Origin of the sequence: Aurantimonas coralicida DSM 14790, from assembly GCF_000421645.1 — a bacterium.
Taxonomy (GTDB): domain Bacteria; phylum Pseudomonadota; class Alphaproteobacteria; order Rhizobiales; family Rhizobiaceae; genus Aurantimonas; species Aurantimonas coralicida.
This window is the reverse complement of record NZ_ATXK01000005.1, coordinates 258,059-281,552: the sequence shown is the minus strand read 5'-3', so window position 1 is coordinate 281,552 and position 23,494 is coordinate 258,059. Positions and strand designations below refer to the sequence as shown.

General features: G+C 68.3%; 22 protein-coding genes. 10 read left to right on the top strand and 12 right to left on the bottom strand.

Annotated elements, in window-relative coordinates; genetic code table 11:
• The first annotated feature begins 296 nt into the window (after nt 1-296).
• A complete protein-coding gene (locus H536_RS0113375) occupies nt 297-698 on the top strand; it encodes a DUF805 domain-containing protein (RefSeq protein WP_024350955.1) in 402 nt (133 codons plus the stop codon).
• Nucleotides 699-1,195: 497 nt separating this feature from the next.
• On the opposite strand, the gene betA is transcribed toward H536_RS0113375, so the two are convergent.
• Together betA and betI are read right to left on the bottom strand one after the other, a co-directional pair.
• Nucleotides 1,196-2,899, bottom strand: a complete 1,704-nt coding sequence (gene betA, locus H536_RS0113370) for a choline dehydrogenase (RefSeq protein ID WP_024350954.1) — start codon at nt 2,897-2,899, stop codon at nt 1,196-1,198.
• Nucleotides 2,896-3,492, bottom strand: coding sequence for a choline-binding transcriptional repressor BetI (gene betI, locus H536_RS0113365; RefSeq protein WP_230787013.1), 597 nt, complete (start codon nt 3,490-3,492; stop codon nt 2,896-2,898). Before betI ends, betA begins: the two co-directional genes overlap by 4 nt.
• A 214-nt stretch (nt 3,493-3,706) precedes the next feature.
• Here betI and H536_RS0113360 point away from each other — a divergent pair, with 214 nt between their 5' ends.
• A complete protein-coding gene (locus H536_RS0113360) occupies nt 3,707-5,308 on the top strand; it encodes a bifunctional metallophosphatase/5'-nucleotidase (RefSeq protein WP_024350952.1) in 1,602 nt (533 codons plus the stop codon).
• 71 nt (nt 5,309-5,379) lie between these two features.
• The gene (locus H536_RS0113355) at nt 5,380-5,955 is read left to right on the top strand and encodes a DUF2585 domain-containing protein (RefSeq protein WP_024350951.1); all 576 of its coding nucleotides are present in this window, start codon (nt 5,380-5,382) and stop codon (nt 5,953-5,955) included.
• An 81-nt stretch (nt 5,956-6,036) separates the two neighbouring features.
• On the opposite strand, the gene H536_RS0113350 is transcribed toward H536_RS0113355, so the two are convergent.
• Together H536_RS0113350 and H536_RS0113345 are read right to left on the bottom strand one after the other, a co-directional pair.
• Complete coding sequence (locus H536_RS0113350; protein WP_024350950.1) at nt 6,037-7,101, bottom strand: fatty acid desaturase; 1,065 nt, start codon at nt 7,099-7,101, stop codon at nt 6,037-6,039.
• A 220-nt stretch (nt 7,102-7,321) separates the two neighbouring features.
• Nucleotides 7,322-8,575 (bottom strand): ROK family transcriptional regulator, encoded by a 1,254-nt coding sequence (locus H536_RS0113345; RefSeq protein WP_024350949.1) that lies wholly within the window; start codon nt 8,573-8,575, stop codon nt 7,322-7,324.
• Between the two features lie 263 nt (nt 8,576-8,838).
• On the opposite strand from H536_RS0113345, the gene H536_RS0113340 reads away from it, so the two are divergent.
• The 3 genes from H536_RS0113340 (at nt 8,839) to H536_RS0113330 (ending at nt 11,836) form a co-directional block, all read left to right on the top strand.
• Nucleotides 8,839-9,867 (top strand): sugar ABC transporter substrate-binding protein, encoded by a 1,029-nt coding sequence (locus H536_RS0113340; protein ID WP_024350948.1) that lies wholly within the window; start codon nt 8,839-8,841, stop codon nt 9,865-9,867.
• Between the two features lie 113 nt (nt 9,868-9,980).
• Complete coding sequence (locus H536_RS0113335; RefSeq protein WP_009211325.1) at nt 9,981-11,051, top strand: ABC transporter permease; 1,071 nt, start codon at nt 9,981-9,983, stop codon at nt 11,049-11,051.
• A complete protein-coding gene (locus H536_RS0113330) occupies nt 11,048-11,836 on the top strand; it encodes an ATP-binding cassette domain-containing protein (RefSeq protein ID WP_024350947.1) in 789 nt (262 codons plus the stop codon). The genes H536_RS0113335 and H536_RS0113330 overlap by 4 nt, the downstream gene beginning before the upstream one ends.
• A 30-nt stretch (nt 11,837-11,866) precedes the next feature.
• Here H536_RS0113330 and H536_RS0113325 read toward each other — a convergent pair whose 3' ends face one another.
• The 6 genes from H536_RS0113325 to H536_RS0113300 all read right to left on the bottom strand — a co-directional run bounded on the left by H536_RS0113325 (nt 11,867) and on the right by H536_RS0113300 (nt 16,827).
• Nucleotides 11,867-12,679, bottom strand: coding sequence for a hypothetical protein (locus H536_RS0113325; RefSeq protein ID WP_024350946.1), 813 nt, complete (start codon nt 12,677-12,679; stop codon nt 11,867-11,869).
• 63 nt (nt 12,680-12,742) lie between these two features.
• Nucleotides 12,743-13,591, bottom strand: coding sequence for an ABC transporter permease (locus tag H536_RS0113320; protein WP_024350945.1), 849 nt, complete (start codon nt 13,589-13,591; stop codon nt 12,743-12,745).
• Nucleotides 13,588-14,376 (bottom strand): ABC transporter ATP-binding protein, encoded by a 789-nt coding sequence (locus H536_RS0113315; protein ID WP_024350944.1) that lies wholly within the window; start codon nt 14,374-14,376, stop codon nt 13,588-13,590. The genes H536_RS0113320 and H536_RS0113315 overlap by 4 nt, the downstream gene beginning before the upstream one ends.
• A 133-nt stretch (nt 14,377-14,509) precedes the next feature.
• Complete coding sequence (locus H536_RS22625; protein ID WP_244495427.1) at nt 14,510-15,121, bottom strand: cupredoxin domain-containing protein; 612 nt, start codon at nt 15,119-15,121, stop codon at nt 14,510-14,512.
• A gap of 67 nt (nt 15,122-15,188) precedes the next feature.
• The gene (locus tag H536_RS0113305; RefSeq protein WP_024350942.1) at nt 15,189-16,163 is read right to left on the bottom strand and encodes a YVTN family beta-propeller repeat protein; all 975 of its coding nucleotides are present in this window, start codon (nt 16,161-16,163) and stop codon (nt 15,189-15,191) included.
• Nucleotides 16,164-16,587: 424 nt separating this feature from the next.
• A complete protein-coding gene (locus H536_RS0113300) occupies nt 16,588-16,827 on the bottom strand; it encodes a sulfurtransferase TusA family protein (RefSeq protein ID WP_024350941.1) in 240 nt (79 codons plus the stop codon).
• A 169-nt stretch (nt 16,828-16,996) separates the two neighbouring features.
• Here H536_RS0113300 and H536_RS0113295 point away from each other — a divergent pair, with 169 nt between their 5' ends.
• A complete protein-coding gene (locus tag H536_RS0113295) occupies nt 16,997-18,298 on the top strand; it encodes a GGDEF domain-containing protein (protein WP_024350940.1) in 1,302 nt (433 codons plus the stop codon).
• Between the two features lie 51 nt (nt 18,299-18,349).
• Here H536_RS0113295 and H536_RS0113290 read toward each other — a convergent pair whose 3' ends face one another.
• Nucleotides 18,350-19,318 carry a hydroxymethylglutaryl-CoA lyase gene (locus tag H536_RS0113290; RefSeq protein WP_192844232.1) on the bottom strand — a complete coding sequence of 323 codons (969 nt, stop codon included), beginning with the start codon at nt 19,316-19,318 and terminating at the stop codon, nt 18,350-18,352.
• A gap of 282 nt (nt 19,319-19,600) precedes the next feature.
• Between H536_RS0113290 and H536_RS0113285 the strand changes: the two genes are divergently transcribed.
• From H536_RS0113285 to derI, 3 genes are read left to right on the top strand one after another with little or no spacing between them, the layout of a single operon-like run.
• Nucleotides 19,601-20,371 (top strand): DeoR/GlpR family DNA-binding transcription regulator, encoded by a 771-nt coding sequence (locus H536_RS0113285; RefSeq protein WP_024350938.1) that lies wholly within the window; start codon nt 19,601-19,603, stop codon nt 20,369-20,371.
• Entirely contained in the window at nt 20,371-21,135 is a 765-nt protein-coding gene (locus tag H536_RS0113280; protein WP_024350937.1) for a triose-phosphate isomerase, read from the top strand. Before H536_RS0113285 ends, H536_RS0113280 begins: the two co-directional genes overlap by 1 nt.
• A 14-nt stretch (nt 21,136-21,149) precedes the next feature.
• Nucleotides 21,150-21,611, top strand: a complete 462-nt coding sequence (gene derI, locus H536_RS0113275; RefSeq protein ID WP_024350936.1) for a D-erythrulose-4-phosphate isomerase — start codon at nt 21,150-21,152, stop codon at nt 21,609-21,611.
• A 45-nt stretch (nt 21,612-21,656) separates the two neighbouring features.
• Here the strand turns inward: derI and H536_RS0113270 are convergent, their stop codons facing one another.
• Nucleotides 21,657-23,402 (bottom strand): glycerol-3-phosphate dehydrogenase/oxidase, encoded by a 1,746-nt coding sequence (locus H536_RS0113270; protein ID WP_024350935.1) that lies wholly within the window; start codon nt 23,400-23,402, stop codon nt 21,657-21,659.
• Nucleotides 23,403-23,494 lie beyond the last annotated feature (92 nt).

The following is a 23,494-nucleotide window of genomic DNA, read 5'->3' as shown; positions in this document are numbered from 1 at the left end:
GGCACCGGGAACGGCATGGGTCCTCGGGTCAAGCCCGAGGATGACGACCTTGTTTGATGGAGCAGCTCTTCCGGCGAGGTCGGCAGTTGCTCGGCGCCACCACCACGCGACGCCCGACCCGAGGCGCACCAACCCCCGACGCGCGTCATCCTCGGGCTTGACCCGAGGACCCATGCCTCCGCGCTTCAGTGCCCCCTCCCTCGAAGACCAGCCCAGCGCCCAAGGTGGCGTCCCGCGTCGGGATCGGGCAGGCTGGCGATGCCGGCAACCGGCCGGCAGACGCAAGGGGGCACGCCATGTCGTTCACCGAAGCCATCCGTTCGGTCTTTGCAAATTACGCCACCTTCCGGGGCCGCGCGCCACGCTCGGAATTCTGGTGGTTCGCGCTGTTCACGCTGCTCGGCAATTTCGTCCTGGGTATCCTCGATGCGATTCTCGTCGGCCCGGCCATGGGCCTCGCGCCCTTCTCGGGCGAGGGTTACCAGCCGCTCGGTTCGATCTTCTCGCTGGCGATCTTCATCCCGTCGCTGGCCGTCTCGGTGCGCCGCCTGCACGACACCGGCCGCAGCGGCTGGTGGTTCCTAGTCAATCTGGTGCCGCTGATCGGCTGGCTGGTGTTCCTCTACTTCGCCGTCCAGCCCAGCGACGCCACCAACCGCCACGGTCCGCCGCCGTCGACCGGCGCGGTCGTGCGTTGAGGCGTGGCGATGCTTTGATGCGGTGTGTTTTGTGGATAGGGGATCTTCCGTCGAAGGATCTGGCGGCGCCACCGGGGACGGCATGGGTCCTCGGGTCGAGCCCGAGGATGACGACCTTGATTGATGAAGGCGCTCTTCTGCTGAGGTTGGCAGCTGCTCGACGCGACCACCCACGCGACGCCCGACCCAAGGCGCACCCCACCCCCGACGCGCGTCATCCTCGGGCTTGACCCGAGGACCCATTCCTCTGCGGTTCGGTGCCCACTCCGTCGGAGAATAGCGACGCGTCACCGGTGCCGGCATGGGTCCTCGGGTCAGGCCCGAGGATGACGACCTTGATTGATGAAGGCGCTCTTCCGGCGAGGTTGGCAGCAGCTCGACGCTGCCACCCGCACCACGTCAAACACGCGCACCCCACCCTCGACGACGACCTTGTTAGACGAGGTCACGGCCTCGCCGGCGCTCTCCGCACGAACATCGCCCGCCAGCCGCCCGCCCTACCGCTGGCGTTCGCGCCAGTGGGGGTCGATCCAGGGCTGCTTGTCGGGCTCGGGGGCCAGCATGCCGTCACCGAGAATGTGGTCGGCGGCCTTCTCGCCGACCATGATCGAGGGGCCGTTGAGATTGCCGTAGGGGATGCGCGGGAAGATCGAGGAATCGGCCAGCCGCAGGTTCTCGGTGCCGATCACCCGGCAGGCGGGATCGACCACCGCGTCCGGATCGTCCGGCGCGCCGAGGCGGCAGGTGCCGCAGGGGTGATAGGCGCTCTCGGCATGTTCGGCGATGAAGGCGTCGAGCTCGGCATCGCTCTGCACCGCCGCGCCGGGCTGGATTTCCGGCCCGCGATAATCGTCGAAGGCGGCCTGGGCGAAGAGCTCGCGGGTCAGCCGGATCGCCTGGCGGAACTCGGGAAAGTCGTCCGGATGCGTCATGTAGTTGAAGCGGATCGAGGGCGCAGCGCCCGGATCGTCGCTCTTCAGCCGAATCCGGCCGCGCGACTTGGAGCGCATCGGTCCGACATGGGCCTGGAAGCCGTGGCCGGGGGCCGCGGCCTGGCCGTCATAGCGGATCGCGCCGGGCAGGAAATGATACTGGATGTCGGGATATTCGATCCCCGGTGCCGAACGGATGAAGCCCGCCGCCTCGAAATGGTTGGTGGCGCCGTAACCGGTGTGCATCAGCATCCATTCCAGCCCGACGCGGCCCTTGGCGAAGAGATGCAGATAGCCGTTGAGGGTGATCGGCTGGGTGCAGGATTGCTGGATATAGACCTCCAGATGGTCCTGCAGGTTCTGGCCGACGCCGGGCCGCGCCACCCGGGTGCGGATGCCGACGCGCGACAATTCGGCCGGATCGCCGATGCCCGAATGCATGAGGATGGTCGGGGAATTGATGGCGCCGGCCGCCAGCACCACCTCGCGCCGGGCCCGCACGATGCCGGTGCGCCGGCCCCGCCGGCCGATCTCGACGCCGACGGCGCGGGTGCCCTCGAAGGCGATGCGCGCGACATTGCCATGCACCAGCCGGCAATTGCCGCGGGCCATGGCGGGACGCAGATAGGCATTGGCGGCCGACCAGCGCCGGCCGCGCCAGATCGTCTGCTGCATCGGGCCGAAGCCCTCCGGCTTTTCGCCGTTGTAATCGTCGGTCAGCGGATAGCCGGCCTGTCTGCCGGCCTCGATGAAGGCACCGTAGAGCGGGTTCTCCATGGCGCCGCGCTGGACATTGAGCGGGCCGGACATGCCGCGCCACGCCGGATCGCCGGCCGGCAGCCCGTCGGCACGGGGCTCGGTGCCGCCGCCCTCGAAGCATTCCATCCGCTTGAAATAGGGCAGGACGTCGCCGTAGCCCCAGCCCGCCGCGCCGCTCTCGGCCCAATGGTCGAAATCCTTGGCGTGGCCGCGCACATAGACCATGCCGTTGATCGAGGACGAGCCGCCGATGACGCGGCCGCGGGGCGTCGCCAGCCGGCGGCCGGCCAGCGTCTCTTCCGGCTCGGCCCGGTAGCCCCAGTCGTAGCGCGCCATGTTCATCGGGAAGGACAGCGCGCCCGGCATCTGGATGAAGGGGCCCGCATCGGTACCGCCGGCCTCGACCACGACGACGTCGTAGCGTCCGGATTCCGACAGGCGGTAGGCCAGCGCCGAACCGGCCGAGCCGGAGCCGACGACGACGTAGTCGGCTTCGTCGAGGGTCTTCATGGGGCAATCTCCGCATCGATGACCCGCTCGATCATCCGCACGGCGGCGGCGCGATCGGGCGCGGTGAGGGGTGTCAGGGCCTGGCGCAGCCAGACGCCGTCGATCATGGCGCCGGCGGCAGCGGCGACGGAGACCGCGGCGACCGGGCCGACCAGCGGCTCCAGGCCCGAGATGAGATTGGTCTCCAGCCGCCGGAAATAGACGCGCAGCAGGCGCGCCGCTTCCGAGGAGCGCCGGGCGTAGACGTAGAAGACCAGCCAGGCGCTGATCGCCTCGCGGCGGAACTGGCTTTCGTCGAAGGCCGCCTCGATCACCGCCGAGACGCGCTCGCGCGGCGTGCGCGAGGCGATCAGCCGCCGGGTGACCTCGGCGCGGAACTCGCGCAGCAGCTGGCGCATGGCGGCGATCAGCAGATCGTCCTTGGCGCCGAAATAATGGTGGGCGAGGGCGGGCGAGACGCCGGCCCGCGCCGCGATGTCGGCCATGGTCACTTCGATCGAGCCGGCCTGCTCGACGGCGCCGATCACGGCACCGATCAGCGCCTGGCGACGCTCGGTCTCGATTCCGCCACGGCCGAGGCGGGGCGTTTTCAACTGGGTCATGCCGTAAAGATAATGATGTTGATTGATCAGTCAATCAATTGTGGCGAGGTCCTTGCCCCAGAGGTGGGGGAAGCGGCTGCGGAGCCTGTCCGCCACCCTGTTCAAACCGCCTCTCCTCTGCCTATCATCACGGATGCGCGGCACGCCCTGCGATCCGCCCGGCCTACTTCGGGATCCTGGCATCCCCCAGCGAAAGAGATGTGACATGAGGCTACTGACAGGGGTCGCGGCGATCGCGCTGACGGCGGCAATGGCGGGCCCGGCGCTCGCCGATTACACGCTGACGATCCTGCACACCAACGACATGCACAGCCGGATCGAGCCGATCAACAAGTACGATTCCACCTGTTCGGCCGACGAACTGGCGGAAGCCAAGTGCTTCGGCGGGTCGGCGCGGCTCCTGTCGGGCATCCGGGCGGCGCGCGAAGCCCATCCCAACACGCTGCTCGTCGACGGCGGCGACCAGTTCCAGGGCACGCTGTTCTACACCCGCTACAAGGGCAAGGCCGCCGCCGAGATGATGAACACGCTCGGCTATGACGCGATGACCGTCGGCAACCACGAGTTCGACGACGGTCCGAAGGTGCTGCGGGCCTTCATGGAAGAGGTCGAGTTCCCGATCCTGCTCGCCAATGCCGACATCTCGGCCGAGCCGGAACTGGCCGATACGCTGAAGCCCTCGGCGGTGATCGAGAAGGACGGCGAGACGATCGGCCTGATCGGCGTGACGCCGGCCGACACCGGTGAGTTGTCGAGCGCCGGCCCCAATGTGCGCTTTTCCGATCCCATCGAGGCGGTCCGCGCCGAGGTCGACCGGCTGACCGGCGAGGGCGTGACGAAGATCGTGCTCCTCAGCCATTCCGGCTACGCCGTCGACCAGCGCATCGCCGCGGCCGTCAGCGGCATCGACGTCATTGTCGGCGGCCACTCCAACACACTCTTGTCCAACACCGACGAGAAGGCCGCCGGTCCCTATCCGACCATGGTGCCGAACCCGGACGGCGTCGACGTGCCGATCGTCCAGGCCTACGCCTATGGCAAGTATCTCGGCGAACTGACCGTGACCTTCGACGATTCCGGCGTGGTCACCGCCGCGGTCGGCAATCCGGTGATCATGGATGGCGAGATCGCCGAGGACAGCGATCTCAAGACGCGCATCGAGGAATTGGCCAAGCCCCTGCAGGAGATCCGCGAGAAGGTCGTCGGCCGCACCGAGGACCCCATCGACGGGTCGCGCGACACCTGCCGGGCGCAGGAATGCGAAATGGGCAATCTCGTCGCCGACGCCATGCTGGCCCGTGTCGCCGACCAGGGCACGGCGGTCGCCATCGTCAATGGCGGCGGCCTGCGCGCCTCGATCGACGCGGGCGAGATCACCATGGGCGACGTGCTGACGGTGCTGCCCTTCCAGAACACCCTGTCGACCTTCAAGCTGACCGGCGCCGACATCAAGGCGGCGCTCGAGAACGGCGTCTCCGAGGTCGAGGAGGGCGGCGGCCGCTTCCCGCAGGTGGCGGGTCTCAGATACAGCTGGTCGCGGGCCGGCACGCCGGGCGAGGACCGCATCCGCTCGATCGAGATCCGCGAGGGCGACGGCTACGTGCCGCTCGATCCGGAGAAGACCTATCTCGTCGTCTCCAACAATTTCATGCGCGGCGGCGGCGACGGCTATGGCGTCTTCGCCGAGAAGGGTACCGAGGCCTATGATTTCGGCCCGGCGCTGGAAGAGGTGGTGGTCGAGTATCTCGCCCGCGACAACGCCGCCTATGCCCCCTTCACCGAGGGCCGCATCACCGAGATGCAGTAGGCGCGTCCCGCGCGCCGCGCTATGGGGAAAGGGCCGGCGCCAGCGCCGGCCTTTTTGCGTGAGGGGCGTCGATGACCGAGAGACTGAACAGGATCGGCTGGATCGAGGGACTGGCCGCGCTGGCGATCGTCGTCGCCACGGCGGCGATCCTTCTGGCCATGGGCCGCACGCCGATCTGCGAATGCGGCACGATCAAGCTGTGGCACGGCGTCGTGGTCAGTTCGGAAAATTCCCAGCATCTGTCCGACTGGTACTCGCCGTCGCACCTGATCCACGGCTTCCTGTTCTTCTTCGCCGCCTGGCTGGTCCTGCGCCGCGCCAGCTTCGGCACGCGGCTCATCCTGGCGCTGGTGGTGGAATGCGCCTGGGAGATCGCCGAGAACACCGATGCGGTGATCCAGCGCTACCGCGAGGCGACGATCGCCCTCGACTATTACGGCGACAGCGTCCTGAACTCGGTGGCCGACATCGGCTTCATGGTGCTGGGGTTCTGGCTGGCGAGCCGGCTGCCGATCTGGCTGGCCGTGACCATCGCTTTGGGGCTGGAGATCTTCGTCGGCTGGATGATCCGCGACAATCTCACCCTCAATGTCCTGATGCTGCTGTGGCCGCTGGACGCGGTGAAGGCCTGGCAGGGCGGCGCCTAGGCGCGGCCGGGCAAAAGGCAGCAGTTCAGATAAGTCGGGCAGCGGCGCGTCCCTCGAACGCGCCGCTGCCATCCGTTCGTCTCAGGCCGCGGTGGCGGGTGCCGGTTCGAGCCGTGCGCCGAGCGACTTGGCGGCATCGCGGAACGACACCAGCCGGCGGGCGCTCTCGTCCCACAGGACCAGCTTCACGCAGTTGAAGCTCTGGCGAATGGTGATGCGGCCGAGCCCGTGCAGCTCGGGAAATTCGCGCAGCACCTCCGGCAGGCGGTAGAACGGCACCGTGCTCGACAGGTGATGCACGTGATGGATGCCGATATTGCCGGTGAACCAGCGCAGCACCGGCGGCAGGTCGTAATGCGACGAGCCGTGCAGGGCGGCGTGCTGGAACTTCCACTCGTCGCTCTCCGACCAGTGGGTCTCCTCGAACTGGTGCTGCACGTAGAACAGCCAGACGCCTGCCGTGGCGGCCATAAGGGTGATCGGCAGCTGCACCGCCAGGAAGGGGACGAGGCCCATCGCCCAGATCAGCAGCGCCGCCGGAATGGCAATGCCGAGATTGGTGGCGAGCGTCGAGGTCCAGGGCTGCACGCCGGCGCGCATCAGGCCGACCGGCAGGCGGTACTGGCAGATGAACAGCCATGCGGGCCCGAGGCCGAACATCACCGCCGGGTGGCGGTAGAGCCGGTAGCGGATGCGGCCCCATTTGGTCAGGGCATTATACTCGGCGACCGTCAGCGTATCGACGTCGCCGATGCCGCGCTGGTCGAGATTGCCGGTGGTGGCGTGGTGCACGGCATGGGTGCGGCGCCAGTAATCATAGGGCGTGAAGGTGACGACGCCGATGACCCGGCCGGTCCAGTCGTTGACCGCGCGGCGGGCGAACAGCGAGCCATGGCCGCAATCGTGCTGCAGCATGAACAGCCGCACCAGGAATCCGGCGGCCGGCACGGTGAGGATCAGCCCCCACCAGTGGCCGTGGGTGACCGCGACGGCGGTCAGGGCCCACAGGGCCACAAAGGGGATGGCGGTGACGGCGATCTCCCAGACGCTGCGCGCGGTATCCGGCTTGCGGTACCGTGCAAGCGCTTTGGTCCAGGAGATGGTCTTGGCGTCGGCTGCGGTGCCGACCGTATCGGTGGAGGTCAAGGAGTATCCAAGCTGGGGTGCCCTCGCCGACCGAGCGCCATCGACCGATCGCGGATCGGGCGGCTGGCGGGAAAACGAGGAGAGATGCGGGAGCGAACCGGCTCGCGCTCCTCCGAGGGCAGGGGGTATTCCCTGCTGACGTGTCTATCATCATGGCGCATTGAGGCAAGGTTGCGACGCGTCCGGCCGATCAATTTCCCCGTGACTCGTGTTGCCGCCCTCACGCTGCCTCGGCGGACAGCCCCCGGTGGTCGAGCAGGAACCGCGCGAAGAACGGCAGGCTCGCCGAGCCGATCTCGCGGGCGCTGGCGCCCATCGTCCCGGCGCGGATATCGAGGGGCGTCAGGCCCTGGCGCCTGAGCCGCACCATGGCCCGCCGGGTCGCCTCGACCAGCCGTGCCCGCACGTTCTCGGGAAAGCCGCCGTCGATGACGGCGCATTCGAAATCATAGACCGCGCTGGCGGAGACGATGGCATAGGCGAGGCCGCGCGCGGCGATGCCCAGCCAGTGGTCGAGGACGGTGCCGAGTTCGTCCCAGGCGCCGGCATCCTTCCACAGGACCAGCGGATCGCCGCCCTCGGCCGCGATCATCTTCTCCAGGACATGGATCGAGGCAAAATTGATCAGCTGCTCGAAGCCGTCCAGCCGGACGCCGGCCACCCCTTCGCGGGCGGCGCGCGGCACCGGCATCGAGCCCAGCGCGCCGGCATTGCCGGTGCGTCCCGTGACGAGGTCGCCGCCCATGACGATCCCGCCGCCGACGAAGGCGCCGACGAAGAAATAGACATAGTCCAGCGACGTCGTTGCGCCGAAGACGTTCTCGGCGGCGCAGGCCGCCGTCGCGTCATTGGCCAGATTGACCGGCAGGCCGGTGATCGCCACGAGTTCGGCGACGATGTCGACCCGGCGCCAGGCGTCCATCCGTTCGGCCGGCGCGCCGATCTCCTCGGCCCAGGACCACATTTCGTAGGGCATGGCGACGCCGAGGCCGACGATCCGCAGGCGCAGCCGGGCGTCGATCGCGCTGGCGACCCGCGGCTGCGCCGCGCGCACGAAATCGAGGACGAGGTCGACGTCCGGGTAGGCATAGGTCAACCGTTCGCGCGCCCGCACCACGCCGAGGAAATCCATCAGCACGAGTTCGACCGAGCGGCGGCCGATCTTCAGGCCGAAGGCGAAGGCCCCGGAGGGATTGAGCCGCATCGGGATCGAAGGCTGGCCGACCCGGCCGCGCCGCGGCATGTCCCGCAGCACCAGTTCCTCCGCCTCGAGCGCCCGCATGATGACCGATGCAGTCTGCGCCGAAAGGCCGGTGCGGCGGGCGATCTCGGCCTTGGCGAGCTCGCCGTGCTGGCGGATCAGGCTGAGGACGGTGCGCTCGTTATGGGCGCGCAGCCCGGACTGGTTGGATCCCCGCATGCGGCCGGAGATCGGCGGAAAGTCGGCGGGAACGCCGTCGGCCTGGGGGTCCATGCATCCTCCCTGCGTGCGCTGCGATGGCGCCGCCCGGTCGACGCGACCGTACGGCGACCCATATTCCCACATGGCGCGCAACGGCCGGAGCGTTGCATCGATCCATGCCGCCGTCAATAAATAAATCAACGTGATTTATTATCGTTGACAGCGTTCTCGGCTTGGTGTTTCGTAAGGTCGACGGGGCTGGCGAGGAGGCCGGCCCGCCGCGTTTCACGGCGCGCAATGTCGGCATCGGCCGACGGTTCTGGGAGGTTCTCAACGTGACATTCCGTACGCTACTCGCATCCACCGCCATTGTCGGCCTCGCGGCCCTCGCCACGCCGGCCGCCGCGCAGGACGCCAAGACCAGCGCCTGCCTGATCACCAAGACCGACATCAACCCGTTCTTCGTCAAGATGAAGGAAGGCGCCTCGGCCAAGGCCGAGGAACTCGGCATCGAGCTGTCCAGCTATGCCGGCAAGGTCGATGGCGACCATGAGACCCAGGTCCAGGCGGTCGAGAGCTGCATCGCGGCCGGCGCCAAGGGCATCCTGATCGCCGCCTCCGACACCAAGGCGATCACCGACGTGGTCAAGCGGGCTCGTGACAACGGCGTTCTGGTGATCGCCCTCGACACGCCGCTGGAGCCGATCGACGCGGCCGACGCGACCTTCGCCACCGACAATTTCAAGGCCGGCCTGCTGATCGGCCAGTGGGCCAAGGCGACGATGGGCGACAAGGCCGCCGACGCCAAGATCGCGCTGCTCGACCTTTCGCCGGCCGCGCCGTCGGTCGACGTTCTGCGTGACCAGGGCTTCCTCAAGGGCTTCGGCGTCGACGTGAAGGACGAGGCGACGATCGGCGACGAGGACGACCCGCGCATCGTCGGCCACGACGTGACCGCCGGCAACGAGGAAGGCGGCCGCACCGCGATGGAGAGCCTGCTCCAGAAGGATTCGGGCATCAACGTCGTCTACACGATCAACGAACCGGCCGCGGCCGGCGCTTATGAGGCGCTGAAGTCCTTCGGCATGGAGGAGAACGTCCTGATCGTTTCCGTCGACGGCGGCTGCCCGGGCGTCAAGAACGTCGAAGAGGGCGTCATCGGCGCCACCTCCCAGCAATATCCGCTGGACATGGCGGCCAAGGGCATCGAGGCGATTGCCCAGTATGCCAAGGACGGCACCGTGCCGCAGCCGACCGAAGGGCTCGACTTCTTCGACACCGGCGTCAACCTGGTGACCGATGCGCCGGTGGACGGCGTGGAGTCGATCAGCGTGGCGGAAGGCCTCGATCGCTGCTGGGGATGATGGACGAGCGGGCGGCCTTCGGGCCGCCCCTTTCCATCCCTGCAAACCCGCTTCCACCTTCGCCGAGCCGGCCCGATGCAGGGGCATGGCAGGGCCGACCGGAGTGAGACGACATGAGTGATCCGACCAGCCGGGGAGCGGATTTCGAATCCTCCCTGAAGGACAGCGACGTGACGGTCGCCGCCTTCGAGCGCCGCTCGCGCGGCCCGCTCGACGCGGCCCAGCATTTCCTTCACGGCGCACCGACCATGGTGCCGGTGATCGTGCTGCTCCTGTCGGTCGCCGTCTTCGGCGTGGTCTCCAACAATTTCTTCTCCGCCTTCAACCTGTCGCTGATCATGCAGCAGGTGGCGATCGTCGGCATTCTCGCCGCCGCCCAGAGCCTCGTCATCCTGACCGCCGGCATCGACCTGTCGGTCGCCGCGGTGATGGTGATGATCTCGGTGATCATGGGACGGCTCAGTGTCGAGGCCGGGCTGCCGGTGCCGCTCGCCATCCTCTCCGGCTTCGTCGTCGGCACGCTGACCGGCCTTCTGAACGGCATCCTGGTGACCAAGGTGCGGCTGCCGCCCTTCATCACCACCCTCGGCACCTGGAACGTCTTCCTGGCGCTGAACTATTATTTCTCCAATCGCGAGACGATCCGCAGCCAGACGCTGGATGCCGAGGCCCCGCTGCTGAAGCTGTTCGGCGAGCGCTTCAACATCGGCGGCGCGGTCCTGACCTGGGGCGTCGTCCTGATGGTCGTGATCTTCGTGGTGCTCTGGTTCGTCCTCAACCGCACCGCCTGGGGCCGGCATGTCTACGCCATCGGCGACGACAAGGAAGCGGCGGAACTGTCGGGCATCCGCACCGACCGAACGCTGATCTCGGTCTACATGGTCTCGGGCTTCATCTGCGCCCTGGCGGCCTGGGCCTCGATCGGCCGCGTCGGCTCGGTCAGCCCGACCTCCTTCTTCGAGGCCAATCTGGAATCCATCACCGCCGTGGTGATCGGCGGCATCTCGCTCTTCGGCGGACGTGGCTCGATCATCGGACCGATGATCGGCGCCCTGATCGTCGGCGTCTTCAATTCCGGCCTGCGCCTCGCCGGCGTCGACGTCCTGTGGCAGCTCTTCGCCACGGGCTGGCTGATCATTCTCGCGGTCGCGATCGACCAGTGGATCAGGAAGGTCTCCGCATGAGCACGTCCCAGACACCCGTCCTCTCGGCCCGCGGCATCGTCAAGAACTACGGCCGCGTCACCGCCCTCGATCACGCCGATTTCGATCTCTATCCCGGCGAGATCCTCGCCGTGATCGGCGACAACGGAGCCGGCAAGTCCTCGCTGATCAAGGCGATCTCGGGGGCCGTCAGCATCGACGAGGGCGAGATCCGCCTGAACGGCGAGCCGGTGCGCTTCACCTCGCCCATGCAGGCGCGCGATGCCGGCATCGAGACCGTGTACCAGAACCTCGCACTCTCGCCGGCGCTGTCGATCGCCGACAACATGTTCCTCGGCCGCGAGATCCGCAAACCCGGCTTCATGGGCAAATATCTGCGCATGCTCGACCGCACCGCCATGGAGCGGATCGCCCGCGACAAGCTCTCCGAACTCGGCCTGATGACCATCCAGAACATCGGCCAGGCGGTCGAGACCCTGTCGGGCGGCCAGCGCCAGGGCGTCGCGGTGGCGCGCGCCGCCGCCTTCGGGTCCAAGGTGCTGATCCTCGATGAGCCGACGGCGGCCCTTGGCGTGAAGGAATCGCGCAAGGTGCTGGAGCTGATCCAGGACGTGCGCTCGCGCGGCATGCCGATCGTCCTGATCTCGCACAACATGCCGCATGTTTTCGAGGTCGCCGACCGGATCCATGTCCACCGTCTCGGCAAGCGGCTCTGCGTCATCGACCCGAAGACGGCCTCGATGAACGACGCCGTGGCGCTGATGACCGGCGCCAAGACTCCGGAATCCGACATGATCGCGGCCTGACGGCCGCTACCCTCGTCGGGACGTGCAGCCCTACAGCGCGCCGGCGATGACCCGCGCCAGCCCGAAGGCCCGCTGTTCGATCAGGATCGGCACCTCGCAGACATAGGTCAGCGACTCCCGGCGCTCGTTGAAGATGCGCGTGTCCCACAGCAGCGCCTGCCGGGCGTTCTCGATGTCGTTGTTGCTGGATGCGGGATCGCGCTGCACCTCGGCGAAGTCGGCCGACTGCGCCCGCAGCTTGGCCGCCAGCGCCTTCTGCTTGGCGCCGTAGCGCTCGATGCCGCCCATCACCTCGCTGCGCTCGTTGTTCAGCCGCGCCAGCATGTCGACGAACAGCGCGGTGGCGACGGCCTCGCGCTCGGCCTCCGGCAGGTCGGCGACATGCGCCCGGACCAGCGCTTCGGCCTCGTCCAGCGGCAGGCGGCGGGCCACCACCCGGTCGATCAGCGCCCGCATCTCGGTTGTCCGTTCGACCGTGTCGGCCAAAGCGAGATCGGGTCCCGCCCAGATCTGCGCCGGGGTGATCGATTCCACCCGCCGCTGGACGCAGGGCCAGTCGGTGGTGCCCTTCTCGCCGCCGCGCGCAAAGCTCATCGGATCGGCCGGCGCGCCGTCGCCGGCAGCCGGCTCCCCGTCCGTCTCCGCGGCGTTACCCTCCGGCGCCGCTGCATCGGCCGGCGGGGCATTGGTGGGGGCGGGGCCGGGCACGACGAAGCCCTCCGGCACGGCGCGCGGCGATGCGCCGTCCTGCGCCGCTGCGGTGCCGGCGCCGATGGCGGTCGCGAGGGCCAGCAGCGACACGGTGGCAATCGCGAAGTGACGGGCGGTGAGACGGACGAACATGGGGATCCTCCCTTTATCGCGGCGCGCAATGGCGGCCCGGCATCGGCGGCCGCCGGATGCTGCCTATTGCTGGCGCTTGCGGCTGATCAGCCCGCGCTGTGGGTCGTAGGAGATGATCGCGCCGCCGAGGAAGACGATCGTGCAGCCGACGACGATCGCCAGCGCCGGGGCGTTGAGCTGGCCGTACAGCGCGAAGCGCACCAGCTCGACGGCGTGGGTGAACGGGTTGAACAGGCAGATCTGGTAGAGCAGCGGGCTCGATTCCTGCACCCGCCACAGCGGGTAGAGCGCCGAGGAGGCGAAATACATCGGGAAGATCACGAAGTTCATCACCCCGGCGAAATTCTCCAGCTGCTGCACCAGCGACGACAGGAGCATGCCCAGCGAGCCGAGCATCAGGCCGCTGATGATCAGCGCCGGCAGCACGTAGAGATAGCCCGACCAGTGAGGCTGCACCTCCCAGAACCAGGCGATGGCGAAGAACACGTAGACCTGCAGAATGCCGACGGCGACGCCGGCGCCGAGCTTGGCGACCAGCAGGAACCAGCGCGGCAGCGGCGACACCAAGAGCGTCTTCATCGTCCCGGTCTCGCGGTCGTAGACCATCGAGAGCGACGATTGCATGCCGTTGAACAGGAGGATCATGCCGACCAGTCCCGGCGTGATGTAGACCTCGTAGAGAATATAGGTCTGGTAGGGCGCGGTGATCGACACGCCGAGCACCTGCCGGAAGCCGGCGGCGAAGATGAACAGCCACAGGAGCGGGCGCACCAGGGCCGAGACGAAGCGTTCGCGCTGATGCAGGAAGCGCAGCGCCTCGCGCCCGACGATGCCGCGCAGGCAGATCGCATAGGCCGCGAGCGGAAAGCCGCGGGCCGGCTCGCGGCCGGCCATGTCGGGCGTGGCGCTCATGGCATCGTCTCCGGTTCCACCTTCGGCGTCGCCAGCCCGGTGAGCCGCGAGAAGGCGTCGCGGATCGAGCCGGCGCTTTCCGCCGCCACGACGTCCGGCACCCGGCCTTCGGCCAGCGCCTTGCCGTGATGCAGAACGACAACCCGGTCGCTTTCGTCGATCTCGTCGATCAGATGGGTCGCCCACAGGACGCTGACGCCCTCGTCGGCGACGAGCCGGCGGACCTCGGCGACGATCTCGGCGCGCGAGCGGATGTCGAGCCCGACCGTCGGCTCGTCGAGCAGGATCAGGCGGGGCCGATGCATGAAGGCGCGCACGATCTCGACGCGGCGCAGCTGGCCGCCGGACAGGCTGCGGGCCTTGTCGCCGAGCCGGTCGATCAGCTCCGAGCCCTGCAGGATCTCCGCGATGCGCTGCCGGGCGGCGGCGCGGGACATGCCGTGCAGCGCGGCGTGATAGGTCAGGTTCTGGCCGATCGACAGTTCCAGATCGAGGGTGCGCGCCTGGAATACCACGCCGAGACGGCGCAGCGCCTCGCCGGGATGGCGGTCGAGCGGCCAGCCGAGAATGTCGATCCGGCCCTCGCGCACGTTGAACAGGCGCGTCACCAGCGAGAACAGCGTCGACTTGCCGGCGCCATTGGGGCCGAGCAGCGCGGTGAAGGAACCCTGCGGCACCGTGAAGGACACGTCCTCGAGCGCCTTGCGGGCGCCATAGGCATGGCTGACATGGGCGACGGAAAGGGCAGCGACCCCTGGCTCATGCGGCTTGGTGGCTGAAACCATCGTCATCCGTTGCAATCTGTGCGCCCGCCCGACCTTACCGCGAGGGCTCGGAGAAAACACCCGCCAAAACACCGGCAACCCGCCCGCCGGACCGGCGGGGCGGGCTGCCCGTGATCGTTTGGAAAGTTGCGGATCAGGGAACGACCGTGATCGTGCCCTTCATGCCTTCCTTCTCGTCCAGCCCCTCGACATACCAGTCGTAGCGGCCAGGACGGATGGTCTGGAACTGCACGGTGATCGGGCCCTTGGCGTCGAATTCCAGCCAGGCCGGCGCGCCGTTCATGTGGATCTCGCGATCCTCGATGACGATCTGGTTGTTCCAGACGCTCCGGAAGAAGGCCGGGGCATGGAACTTGTACTCGACGCCGCCATCCGAGACGATGTCCCAGCGATAGGGCTGGCCCGCGCGCAGGACGAAATCCTTGGCGCTGACCGCATAGGGATCGTCACTGGAGCCGATCGTCAGGGGCGTGATGATCTGCGAGGAGAGCGACAGCGGCGGCAGGCCGATCTGGTCGCCGTTGAGGGCGCTGGCCGGCATCATTTCCGAGCCCGGCATCATCTCCAGTTCGCTGGCCGGCGGCACCATGGCGCCGCCATGGGCGTCGTCATCGTCATCGTCGTCATCATCATCATCGTCGTCATCGGCGGTGACGGACGCATTGCCGCTGTCCTGCGCGGCGGCGACGGTCGCCGGCGCAAAGGCCAGGAAGGCCGCCATCAGCGATAGCCAGACTGGTTTCATTCTCTCTCTCCCCAAAACACGGCTGCGGGACGCAGCCCTTCAGATCCTCCCCGCGACGCGCGGCCGGCTATTCGTCCCCCGCCACGGCCACGCCCCAGGGCTCGCGTCCCACCTGCACCGACTTGATGACCTTGTCGGCTGCCACGTCGATGATCGAGATGTCGTTGGAAATGCCGTTGGTGGTGAACAGATGCGTCTGGTCCGGCGAGAAGGCGAGCTGCCACACCCGCTGGCCGACCAGCAGATAGTCCAGCACCTCGTAGGTGTTGCCGTCGATCACCGCGATCCGGTTGGCGGGTCCGAGCGCCACATAGGCCTTGGAGCCGTCGTCGGTGATCCGCACGCCCACCGGCTGGATCGCCTCGGAGCGGATGCCGGGAATCTCGAAGGTGATCTTCTTCTTGATCTCCTTGGTGTCGGCGTCGATCACGCTGACCGTGCCGCCGATCTCGGCGGTCACCCAGACCTCCGACCCGTCGCTCTTGTACTGGGCGAAGCGCGGCCGCGAATCCACCAGCACATTGGCGACGATGCGGTGGGTCTCCCGATCGATGAAATGCGCCATGTTGGTGGTTTCGGAGGTGTTCACGATGATCGCGCCGTCGGGCGAGATCCCCATGCCTTCCGGCTCGACGCCGACCGGGATCTCGGCCAGCCTTGCCCCGGTTTCCAGATCGATGACGGTGACGAGATTGTCGTCCTCATTGGCCGCATAGAGCCGGTCGCCGGTCGCCGAAACGACCAGGAGCTCCGGGTCGGGGCCCGACGGCAGGGTGCGGATGAATTCGTAGGTCTCGGTGTCGTAGACCTGGATCGTGTCGCTGTCGCTGGCGCAGACATAGAGATGCTTGCCGTCGGGGCTGACGGCGATGCCGCGCGGCCGCTGGCCGACCTCGAAGGTGTCGACGACGGCGAAATCGGCCGAGTCGAGCACCGTGATGTCGTTGCCCTTCTCGTTCGACACGAAGATCTTGTAGGCAAAGGCGGGGCTCGCCGACAGAGCGAGCGTGGCGGCGAGCGCCGTCAGGGTCAGTCGTCTCATCTTTCCTCCCGGCGGGGCTGGCCCCGTCTGCGTCTGTCTCGGCGGCCCTCAGGGGCGGCCGACCATACGCCATGCCGACCCGTCCTCGCGAGCCGTGTTTTTCCCGTCGCCCGCCGATCCGTGGCGCGCCGGTCCGTGCCCGTCTGACCGGGCCGTCGCAACCGGCGATGGACGGATGACCCGCGGATCGGCCTCCATTCCGGGACCGCGGGAAAACTGGACCCGGTCGCCCCGGCCCCGCTGCCTTTGGGAGGGGCAGGAAGCCGGGAGACGACCGTTGCAGTGACGCTAGCCCGGCGTCCTTACGGTCGGCAACGGGACAAGTTCCCGTCTTTGTCGCAGGCGGCTTTTACGGTCTTCATGGGGCGTTGGACGATGCCATCCATTGCCGCCTGTCACTGCGGGTCAGCGTTCGGCAGGCCGGTCAGGTGGCGGCGGTCGGGGCCGATTTCTCGATCACGAAGACACTGCGCTCGCCCTCGCGTTCGGTGGTCGCGAGCCGGTAGCCCATCTCGGCGACCAGATTGGGAATGTCGATCACCGCCAGCGGATCGGTGCAGCGCACCTCCAAGAGCTCGCCCGGCGCGATGCCGCCGAGCGCCTTGCGGGTCTTCAGGGCCGGAAGCGGGCATTTCAGCCCGGTGAGATCGAGGATCGTGGTCATGCGGGCGACGATGGGCGAGCGGCGACGGCCCGTCAATCGCCGCGATGGCGCCCGGCGCCGATGACCCCAGCCGGGCCGGGCAAAGAGGCTGATCCGGTATGATATGGCAATCTTGCTTTTACGCTTGTCTGCGAAGCTCGGCGCAGGAGACATCACCAATGTGCCGCGCATGACCGTTCCGCCCGCGTCCGTTCCGAAGCGACGATCCGGCCCGCTTGCGCGCGTCCGGTTCTACGGCTCGCGGCCCGTGATCACCGATGTCGAGCAATTGCTGGCCATGCGGACGCGCGACATCCGCCTGGACGGCGAGATCGGCAAGCTCTTTCGCGATCGCATCTGGTCCCAGTCCGCCAAGATCATCCGGGCCTGGATGATCTGGGTCGCTCTCCTCAACGTCCTGATGCTGACGCTGTCCTGGTTGACGCTGCCGCCGGCGGTGACCCTGTCGATGCTCGTGCCCGGCGCGGTCCTGTCGCCAGTGGCCATCGCGGTCTTCCTGATCTGGCGCAAGCCCCGCGCCCAGCGCCTACAGCGCGTCGCCCTGGTCGTCGGGATGGGGGTCATCCTCCTGGGCGTCGCGCTGATCGGCGAGGCGGCGGGCGGCGGCTATCACGAACGCTATCTGAACATCATGATGGTGGTGGCGATCTCGGCCATCATCATCTTCGGCATCCCGCTGCGCTGGACGGCGGCGATCGCGGCCATCACCGTCTGTCTCTACTGCATCTTCCAGCTCCGCAATCCGGATCTGGGAACCGGCAGTGCCCTCGCGTGGACGCTGTTCTTCGCCTGCGGCATCGGCGCGACCGTGGTGGCCCGGCGCAGCATGACGCTTCTGGCCCAGAAGGCGTTTCTCCTCGACCTGCGCGACAAGACCCGCGTGGCGGAACTCGCCGCCGCGAACGACCGACTCGAGGAACTCGCCCGGACCGATCCCCTGACCGGCGTGGCCAACCGGCGCTGGATGACGGAGATCCTCGACGCGCTGTGGAGCGCGCCGCGGAGCCGCGTGTCCGGCGCTTTGCTGATGTGCGACATCGACGACTTCAAGAACCTCAACGACCGTCTCGGCCATGGCGAGGGCGATCGCTGCCTGATCGAAGTGGCCAGGCTCATCGGCGATTGCGTGCGGCGGGACGGCGACAAGGTCGCCCGTTACGGCGGCGAGGAGTTCCTGGTTCTCCTGCGCGGCGTCGATACGCAGGCGGCACTCGCCACCGCCGAGCGGATCCGTCGCAGCATCGCCGATGCCGGGCTCGCCAATCCGGGGTCGCAGGTCTCGCCCCAGGTGACGATCAGCATCGGTGTCGCGGCATTGGAGCCGGGTGACGGCGACGTCACGCCGCAACAATTGCAGAAACGCGCCGACGAGGCGCTCTATCTGGCCAAGCAGTCCGGCCGCAACCGCGTCGTGCTCTACGGCGCCGATGCGGCCTGCCCGGAACGATCACGGCTGACCGAGGACGCCTGACGGCCTCCCGCAGCCCTCCGCTCGGCCGTCAAATCCGTTTCCGGCAGACGTTCAGGCGGTGGCGCGGGCCGCCGGGGTTCCGCAGGCCGCGCCGCCGGACCGGGCGATCCGCCAGGCGGCGCTGTCGAGCGGCGTGTCGCGCCAGTCGGCCAGAAGGGCCGCCGCGTCGAGGACACCTGCCGGATCGACATCGGTCGCCACATCCATGGCATGCAGCATCGCCACCACGTCCTCGGTCGCCGAATTGCCGGTCGCGCCCGGCGCGTAGGGACAACCGCCGAGGCCGCCGACCGCCGCGTCGAAGGACCGGATGCCCGCCTGCAGTCCGGCCAGCGTGTTGGCCAGCGCCTGGCCGCGCGTGTCGTGCAGATGCAGCTCGAACTCGGTGTCGGGAAACCGGCTCAGCATCAGCGTCGACAGGGCATGGACCTGCTTGGGATTGGCAACGCCGATCGTGTCGCAAAGGCCGATGCGCGGCGCCCCGGCCTCGACGAAGCGGCTGGCGATCTCGGCCACATGCTCCGGCGCGACGGCGCCGTCGAAGGGGCAGCCGAACACCACCGACAGCGAGACGCGGGTCTTCAGGCCGGCCTGCCGGGCCTCGGCCTCCAGCTCCAGCAATTCGGTGACCGAGGCTTCGGTGGTGCGGTTGAGATTGGCGGTGTTGTGGGCGTCGGTCACCGAGACGACCAGCGTGACGCCCCCGGCCCCGGCGGCCATCGCCCGGTCGAGACCGCGGCGGTTGGGGATCAGCGCGAAGGGCGTGATGGGCAGGTCGGCGACGGCGCGCGTCACCTCTTCCGCGTCGGCAAGGTTCGGGATCCATTTGGGATGGGTGAAGGACGTCACCTCGATCTCGGTCAGGCCGGCCGCCGCCAGGCGCCGCACGAGTTCGATCTTCTGGTCGGTCGGCAGGTATTTCGGCTCGTTCTGCAGGCCGTCGCGGGGGCCGACCTCGACGATGCGGACCTTGGCGGGCAGGGACATGGTCATGGCGATACGCTCCTCGAGGTCCATCATGCGCCGCCTGGAAGGGCGCGGGGGTCGGCCGATCCGGCTGCGTCAAGCACACGGTCCGGATCGCTGCGGTTCTACGCCGAAGGCCGCCCGCCTGCCAAGCATCCGCCGGGATGCCGGCGGGTTCGCCCGCGGTGGCGATCGCTGACCCGGCTATGTCATGGCGCCACGACCTCACCGCGCCACAATCGAACATAACAAAATCACATAGGGTGTGTTGCGAATTCCCTGCGGCCTGTTACATCGAGGCGGGATCGCGCGGGCGGTCGGGAAGGGCAGGTCATCGTGAAGCGGGACGATCGCAGGCGCGGCATCGTCGATATCCTCGTCGAGGAAGGCGCGGCGACGCTGGATCGCCTGGCGCTGCATTTCGGCGTCTCGAAGATGACCATCCACCGCGATCTCGACGAACTGGAGGCGGACGGTCTCCTGCGCCGCACGCGCGGTGGCGCAACGATCGAGGCCAGCGGCCAGTTCGAGAGCGATTTCCGCTACCGGGCGCGCATGGCCGCGGCGGAAAAGCGGGCCATCGCGGCGCGGGCGGCGGATTTCGTCCAGCCCGGCATGTGCGTCATGGTCGATGACGGCTCGACGGCGGGAAGCCTGGTGCCGTTCCTGCGCGAGAAGCGGCCGCTGACCGTGGTCACCAACAACATGGCGGTGATCGCCGGCCTTGCCGGCGAGGCGGGGATCGAACTGATTGCGCTGGGCGGAAATTATTCGAAGAAGTTCAACGGCTTCTTCGGCGTGGTGACGGAGACGGCGCTGGCCTCGCTACGGGCCGATATCGTGCTGCTGTCGAGCTCCTCGATCAAGGGCCGGACGGCGTTCCACCAGGACCAGGAGGTGCTGGCCGTCAAGCGGCGGATGATCGCCTCGTCGGCTGAGAGCTATCTGATGGTCGATCATTTCAAGTTCGGGCGCACCGCCCTGCATCTGTTCACCGATCTCGGCGTCTTCGACGGGGTGGTGACGTCGCAGGCCCTGCCCCGCGAAAAGGCCGCCGCGCTCGAAGAGGACGGCATTCGATTGTATCTGGCAGAGGAAGACGCGTGATGGCCGAAGCGCCGCAAGTCTGGATCGGCACGAGCTGGAAGATGAACAAGACGCTGGGCGCGGCACGGCATTTCGCCGAACAGCTCGCGCGAGCGCCCGGCGACGGCCGCATCCAGCGTTTCGTCATTCCGCCCTTCACCGCCCTGCGCGAGGTGAAGGCGATCCTCGCCGGCACCGACGTCAAGGTCGGCGCCCAGAACATGCACTGGGCGGAGGAGGGCGCCTGGACCGGCGAGGTCTCCGCGCCGATGCTCACCGATTGCGGAGCCGACATGGTCGAGCTCGGCCATTCGGAGCGCCGGGCGCATTTCGGCGAGACCGACGAGACGGTGGGGCTGAAGACCGAGGCCGCCATCCGCCATGGCCTGATCCCGCTGATCTGCATCGGCGAAAGCGCCGAGGACAAGGCCTCGGGCCGTGCCGACGCGGTGCTGCGGCGCGAGGTGGAGGCCGCGCTGTCGAAGCTCTCAGAGGCCCAGATGGCCGCGCCGATCCTGTTCGCCTACGAGCCGGTCTGGGCGATCGGCGAGGGCGGCACGCCCGCCGCGCCCGACTATGCCGACGAACGCCAGGCGCGCATCATCGCGGCGACCGAGGAGATCACCGGACGCCGGCTGCCATGCCTTTACGGCGGCAGCGTCAATTCCGGCAATTGCGCCGAACTCATTGCCTGTCCCCATATCGACGGGCTGTTCATCGGGCGGTCGGCCTGGAACGTCGAGGGGTATCTCGACATCCTGTCCCGCTGCGCCGCCACCATCTGAAGAAAGGACGTCCCATGAAACTCGCGATCGCCGGCGACAGCGCCGGAGCCCCCCTCGCCAAGGCCCTTGCCGAGCACCTGACCGGCAAGGCCGGCCTCGAGGTCTCCGAGGTCAGCAATCCACCCGAAGGCGCCGAGAAATTCTATGCCGATCTGTCCGACCGGGTCGCCAGCGGCATTCTCGACGGCACCTATGACCGGGCCATCCTGTGCTGCGGCACCGGCATCGGCGTCTGCCTGTCGGCCAACAAGGTGCCGGGCATCCGCGCAGCCCAGACGCACGACACCTATTCGGCCGAGCGCGCGGCCCTGTCCAACAACGCCCAGATCATCACCATGGGCGCCCGCGTGGTCGGCTCCGAGCTCGCCAAGAGCATCGCCGAGGCGTATCTGGCCTGCGAATTCGATCCCAACGGCCGCTCGGCCGACAATGTGAAGGCGATCGACGCCCTCGACGCCAAATATCACGGCGCCTGACCGGCTCGACCTGCGCGGCGCGTCCCGGATGCGCCGCGCAGGTCCTCAGATCCGCATGCGGCGCGTGTCGCGAAGCAGCGTCGTCACCGCCTCGATCTCCGCCGCCCGCCGTTCCGGCGACCATTTCAGCGCGCTCGCCGCGACAATGGCGATGGCCTCGATGTCGCGCGCCGTGAACAGGCCGGCGACACCGAGATTCAGGCGGCGCAGGACGATGTCCTCCAGCCGCACCACATCCTCGTTGCGGGCGATCCAGTCGATCTCGCGCAGGCTCACCGAGCGGGCGTCCGGCAGCCGGTCGGCATCGACATGGTCACAGATATGGTGGGCGATGGAGAGCGCCGTCGTACCGTAACGCTCCAGCAGGGTCTCCAACCGCGGCTCGTCGAGCCATGTCGCCACGGAGGCCTCGGCGAGCCACACCGAGCGCGCCAGGGGATTGCCCGGATAGTTGCGACCGCCGCCGATCGCCATGTGCTCGGTCGACTGGATGCGGCTGCGCTGAAGACGCCGAAGAACCGCGTCGCTCGCCGTTTCGGCGAACTGGCGATAGGTGGTGAACCGGCCGCCCACCAGCGACAGGATCGGGAAGGGCCGGTCCTCGTCGGCCTCCATGACGGGTATGGACCCGCCGGGGCGCGGCGTCTGGCCGGCCGCGTCGTCCGGCGCCGGCGACGGAACGGTCCTTGCATAGGTGCAGACCGCCTGATCGGCCGCAAAGTCGAGATCCGGCAGGACGGCGCGCAGGGCATCGAGCAGCGCCGCGATGTCCTCGTCCGGACAACGCGCCTCGTCCGGATCGTCGGTGGGGGCGTCCGTCGCCCCGACAAGCACCCGGCCGAGATAGTCCTGCGCGGTCAGGACCCGGCCATCGCCCGTCATCTCGAAACGCAACACCCGGCCATCGAGCTGCCGGCGCAGCGCCTCGTGGTCGAGCAGGATGTGGCTCTGCCGCCGCCCGGCGACTTGCGCCGCGGGCGCGCCGAGAGCGGCGTTGACCTCGTCGATCCACGGTCCCGCCGCATTGACCACCAGCGTCGGGCGCACGGCGAAATCCGTGCCGTCCTCGCTCTCGAAGGAGAGGCCTCCGCCGAAACAGGAGACGAGGCGCGTCCAGTTGGCGGCCCGGGAATCGGGGCAGGCCTCCAGCCCGTCCTTCACCAGCTCGTAGACCAGCCGCTCGGGCGCGGTGATCCGCGCATCCTGGTAGAGGCCGGCGGCGGTGATGTCCGTCGAAAGCTCAGGAAACGTTGCCCCCGCCGCCTGCCGGCTCAGGAGCTGGTGGCGCGGCGTGTCGACGGGCGCCGCGGCAAAGCGGTCGTGAAGGGCAAGGCCGAGCCGGGCGAGGATCGCACCGCGCTGCCGCGGGGCGGTGGGCGTGCCGAAAAGCGTCGCCAGTGCCGCACCCACTCCGCCGAGCCAGGAGAAGACTGGAAACACCACCGGCAGCATGTCGACGAAATGCGGCGCGTTCTTCAGAAGGCGGTTGCGCTCGCTGGCGGCCTGTCTCGCGCCGGCGAGATCGCCGATCTCCAGCTCGGCAAGCCCGCCCTCGATCAGCCGCGAGCCGGCCGCGCTGGCGCCACCGCCGAAATCGCCCCGATCCACGATCAGGCAGCTGACGCCTTGGGCGCAGAGATCGCGGAAGAGCCCGGCGCCGTTCACCCCGGCGCCGAGAATGACGACATCCACGGGATCGCCTTCGACGAGGGGAGGCAGGTCGAAGGGGAACGCAGCGTCGAGATCGTCCGGGGCATCGGGCACGTCGGCCGGAAAGTCCGTGGCATTCATTCCTGCGTCCGGTCCCCCTGTGCCGCCGGTGCGCGACCCGCCGCCCGGCAATCGGCGGGGCCGGAACAGGATAGCCACGCCGGCGCCCCGAC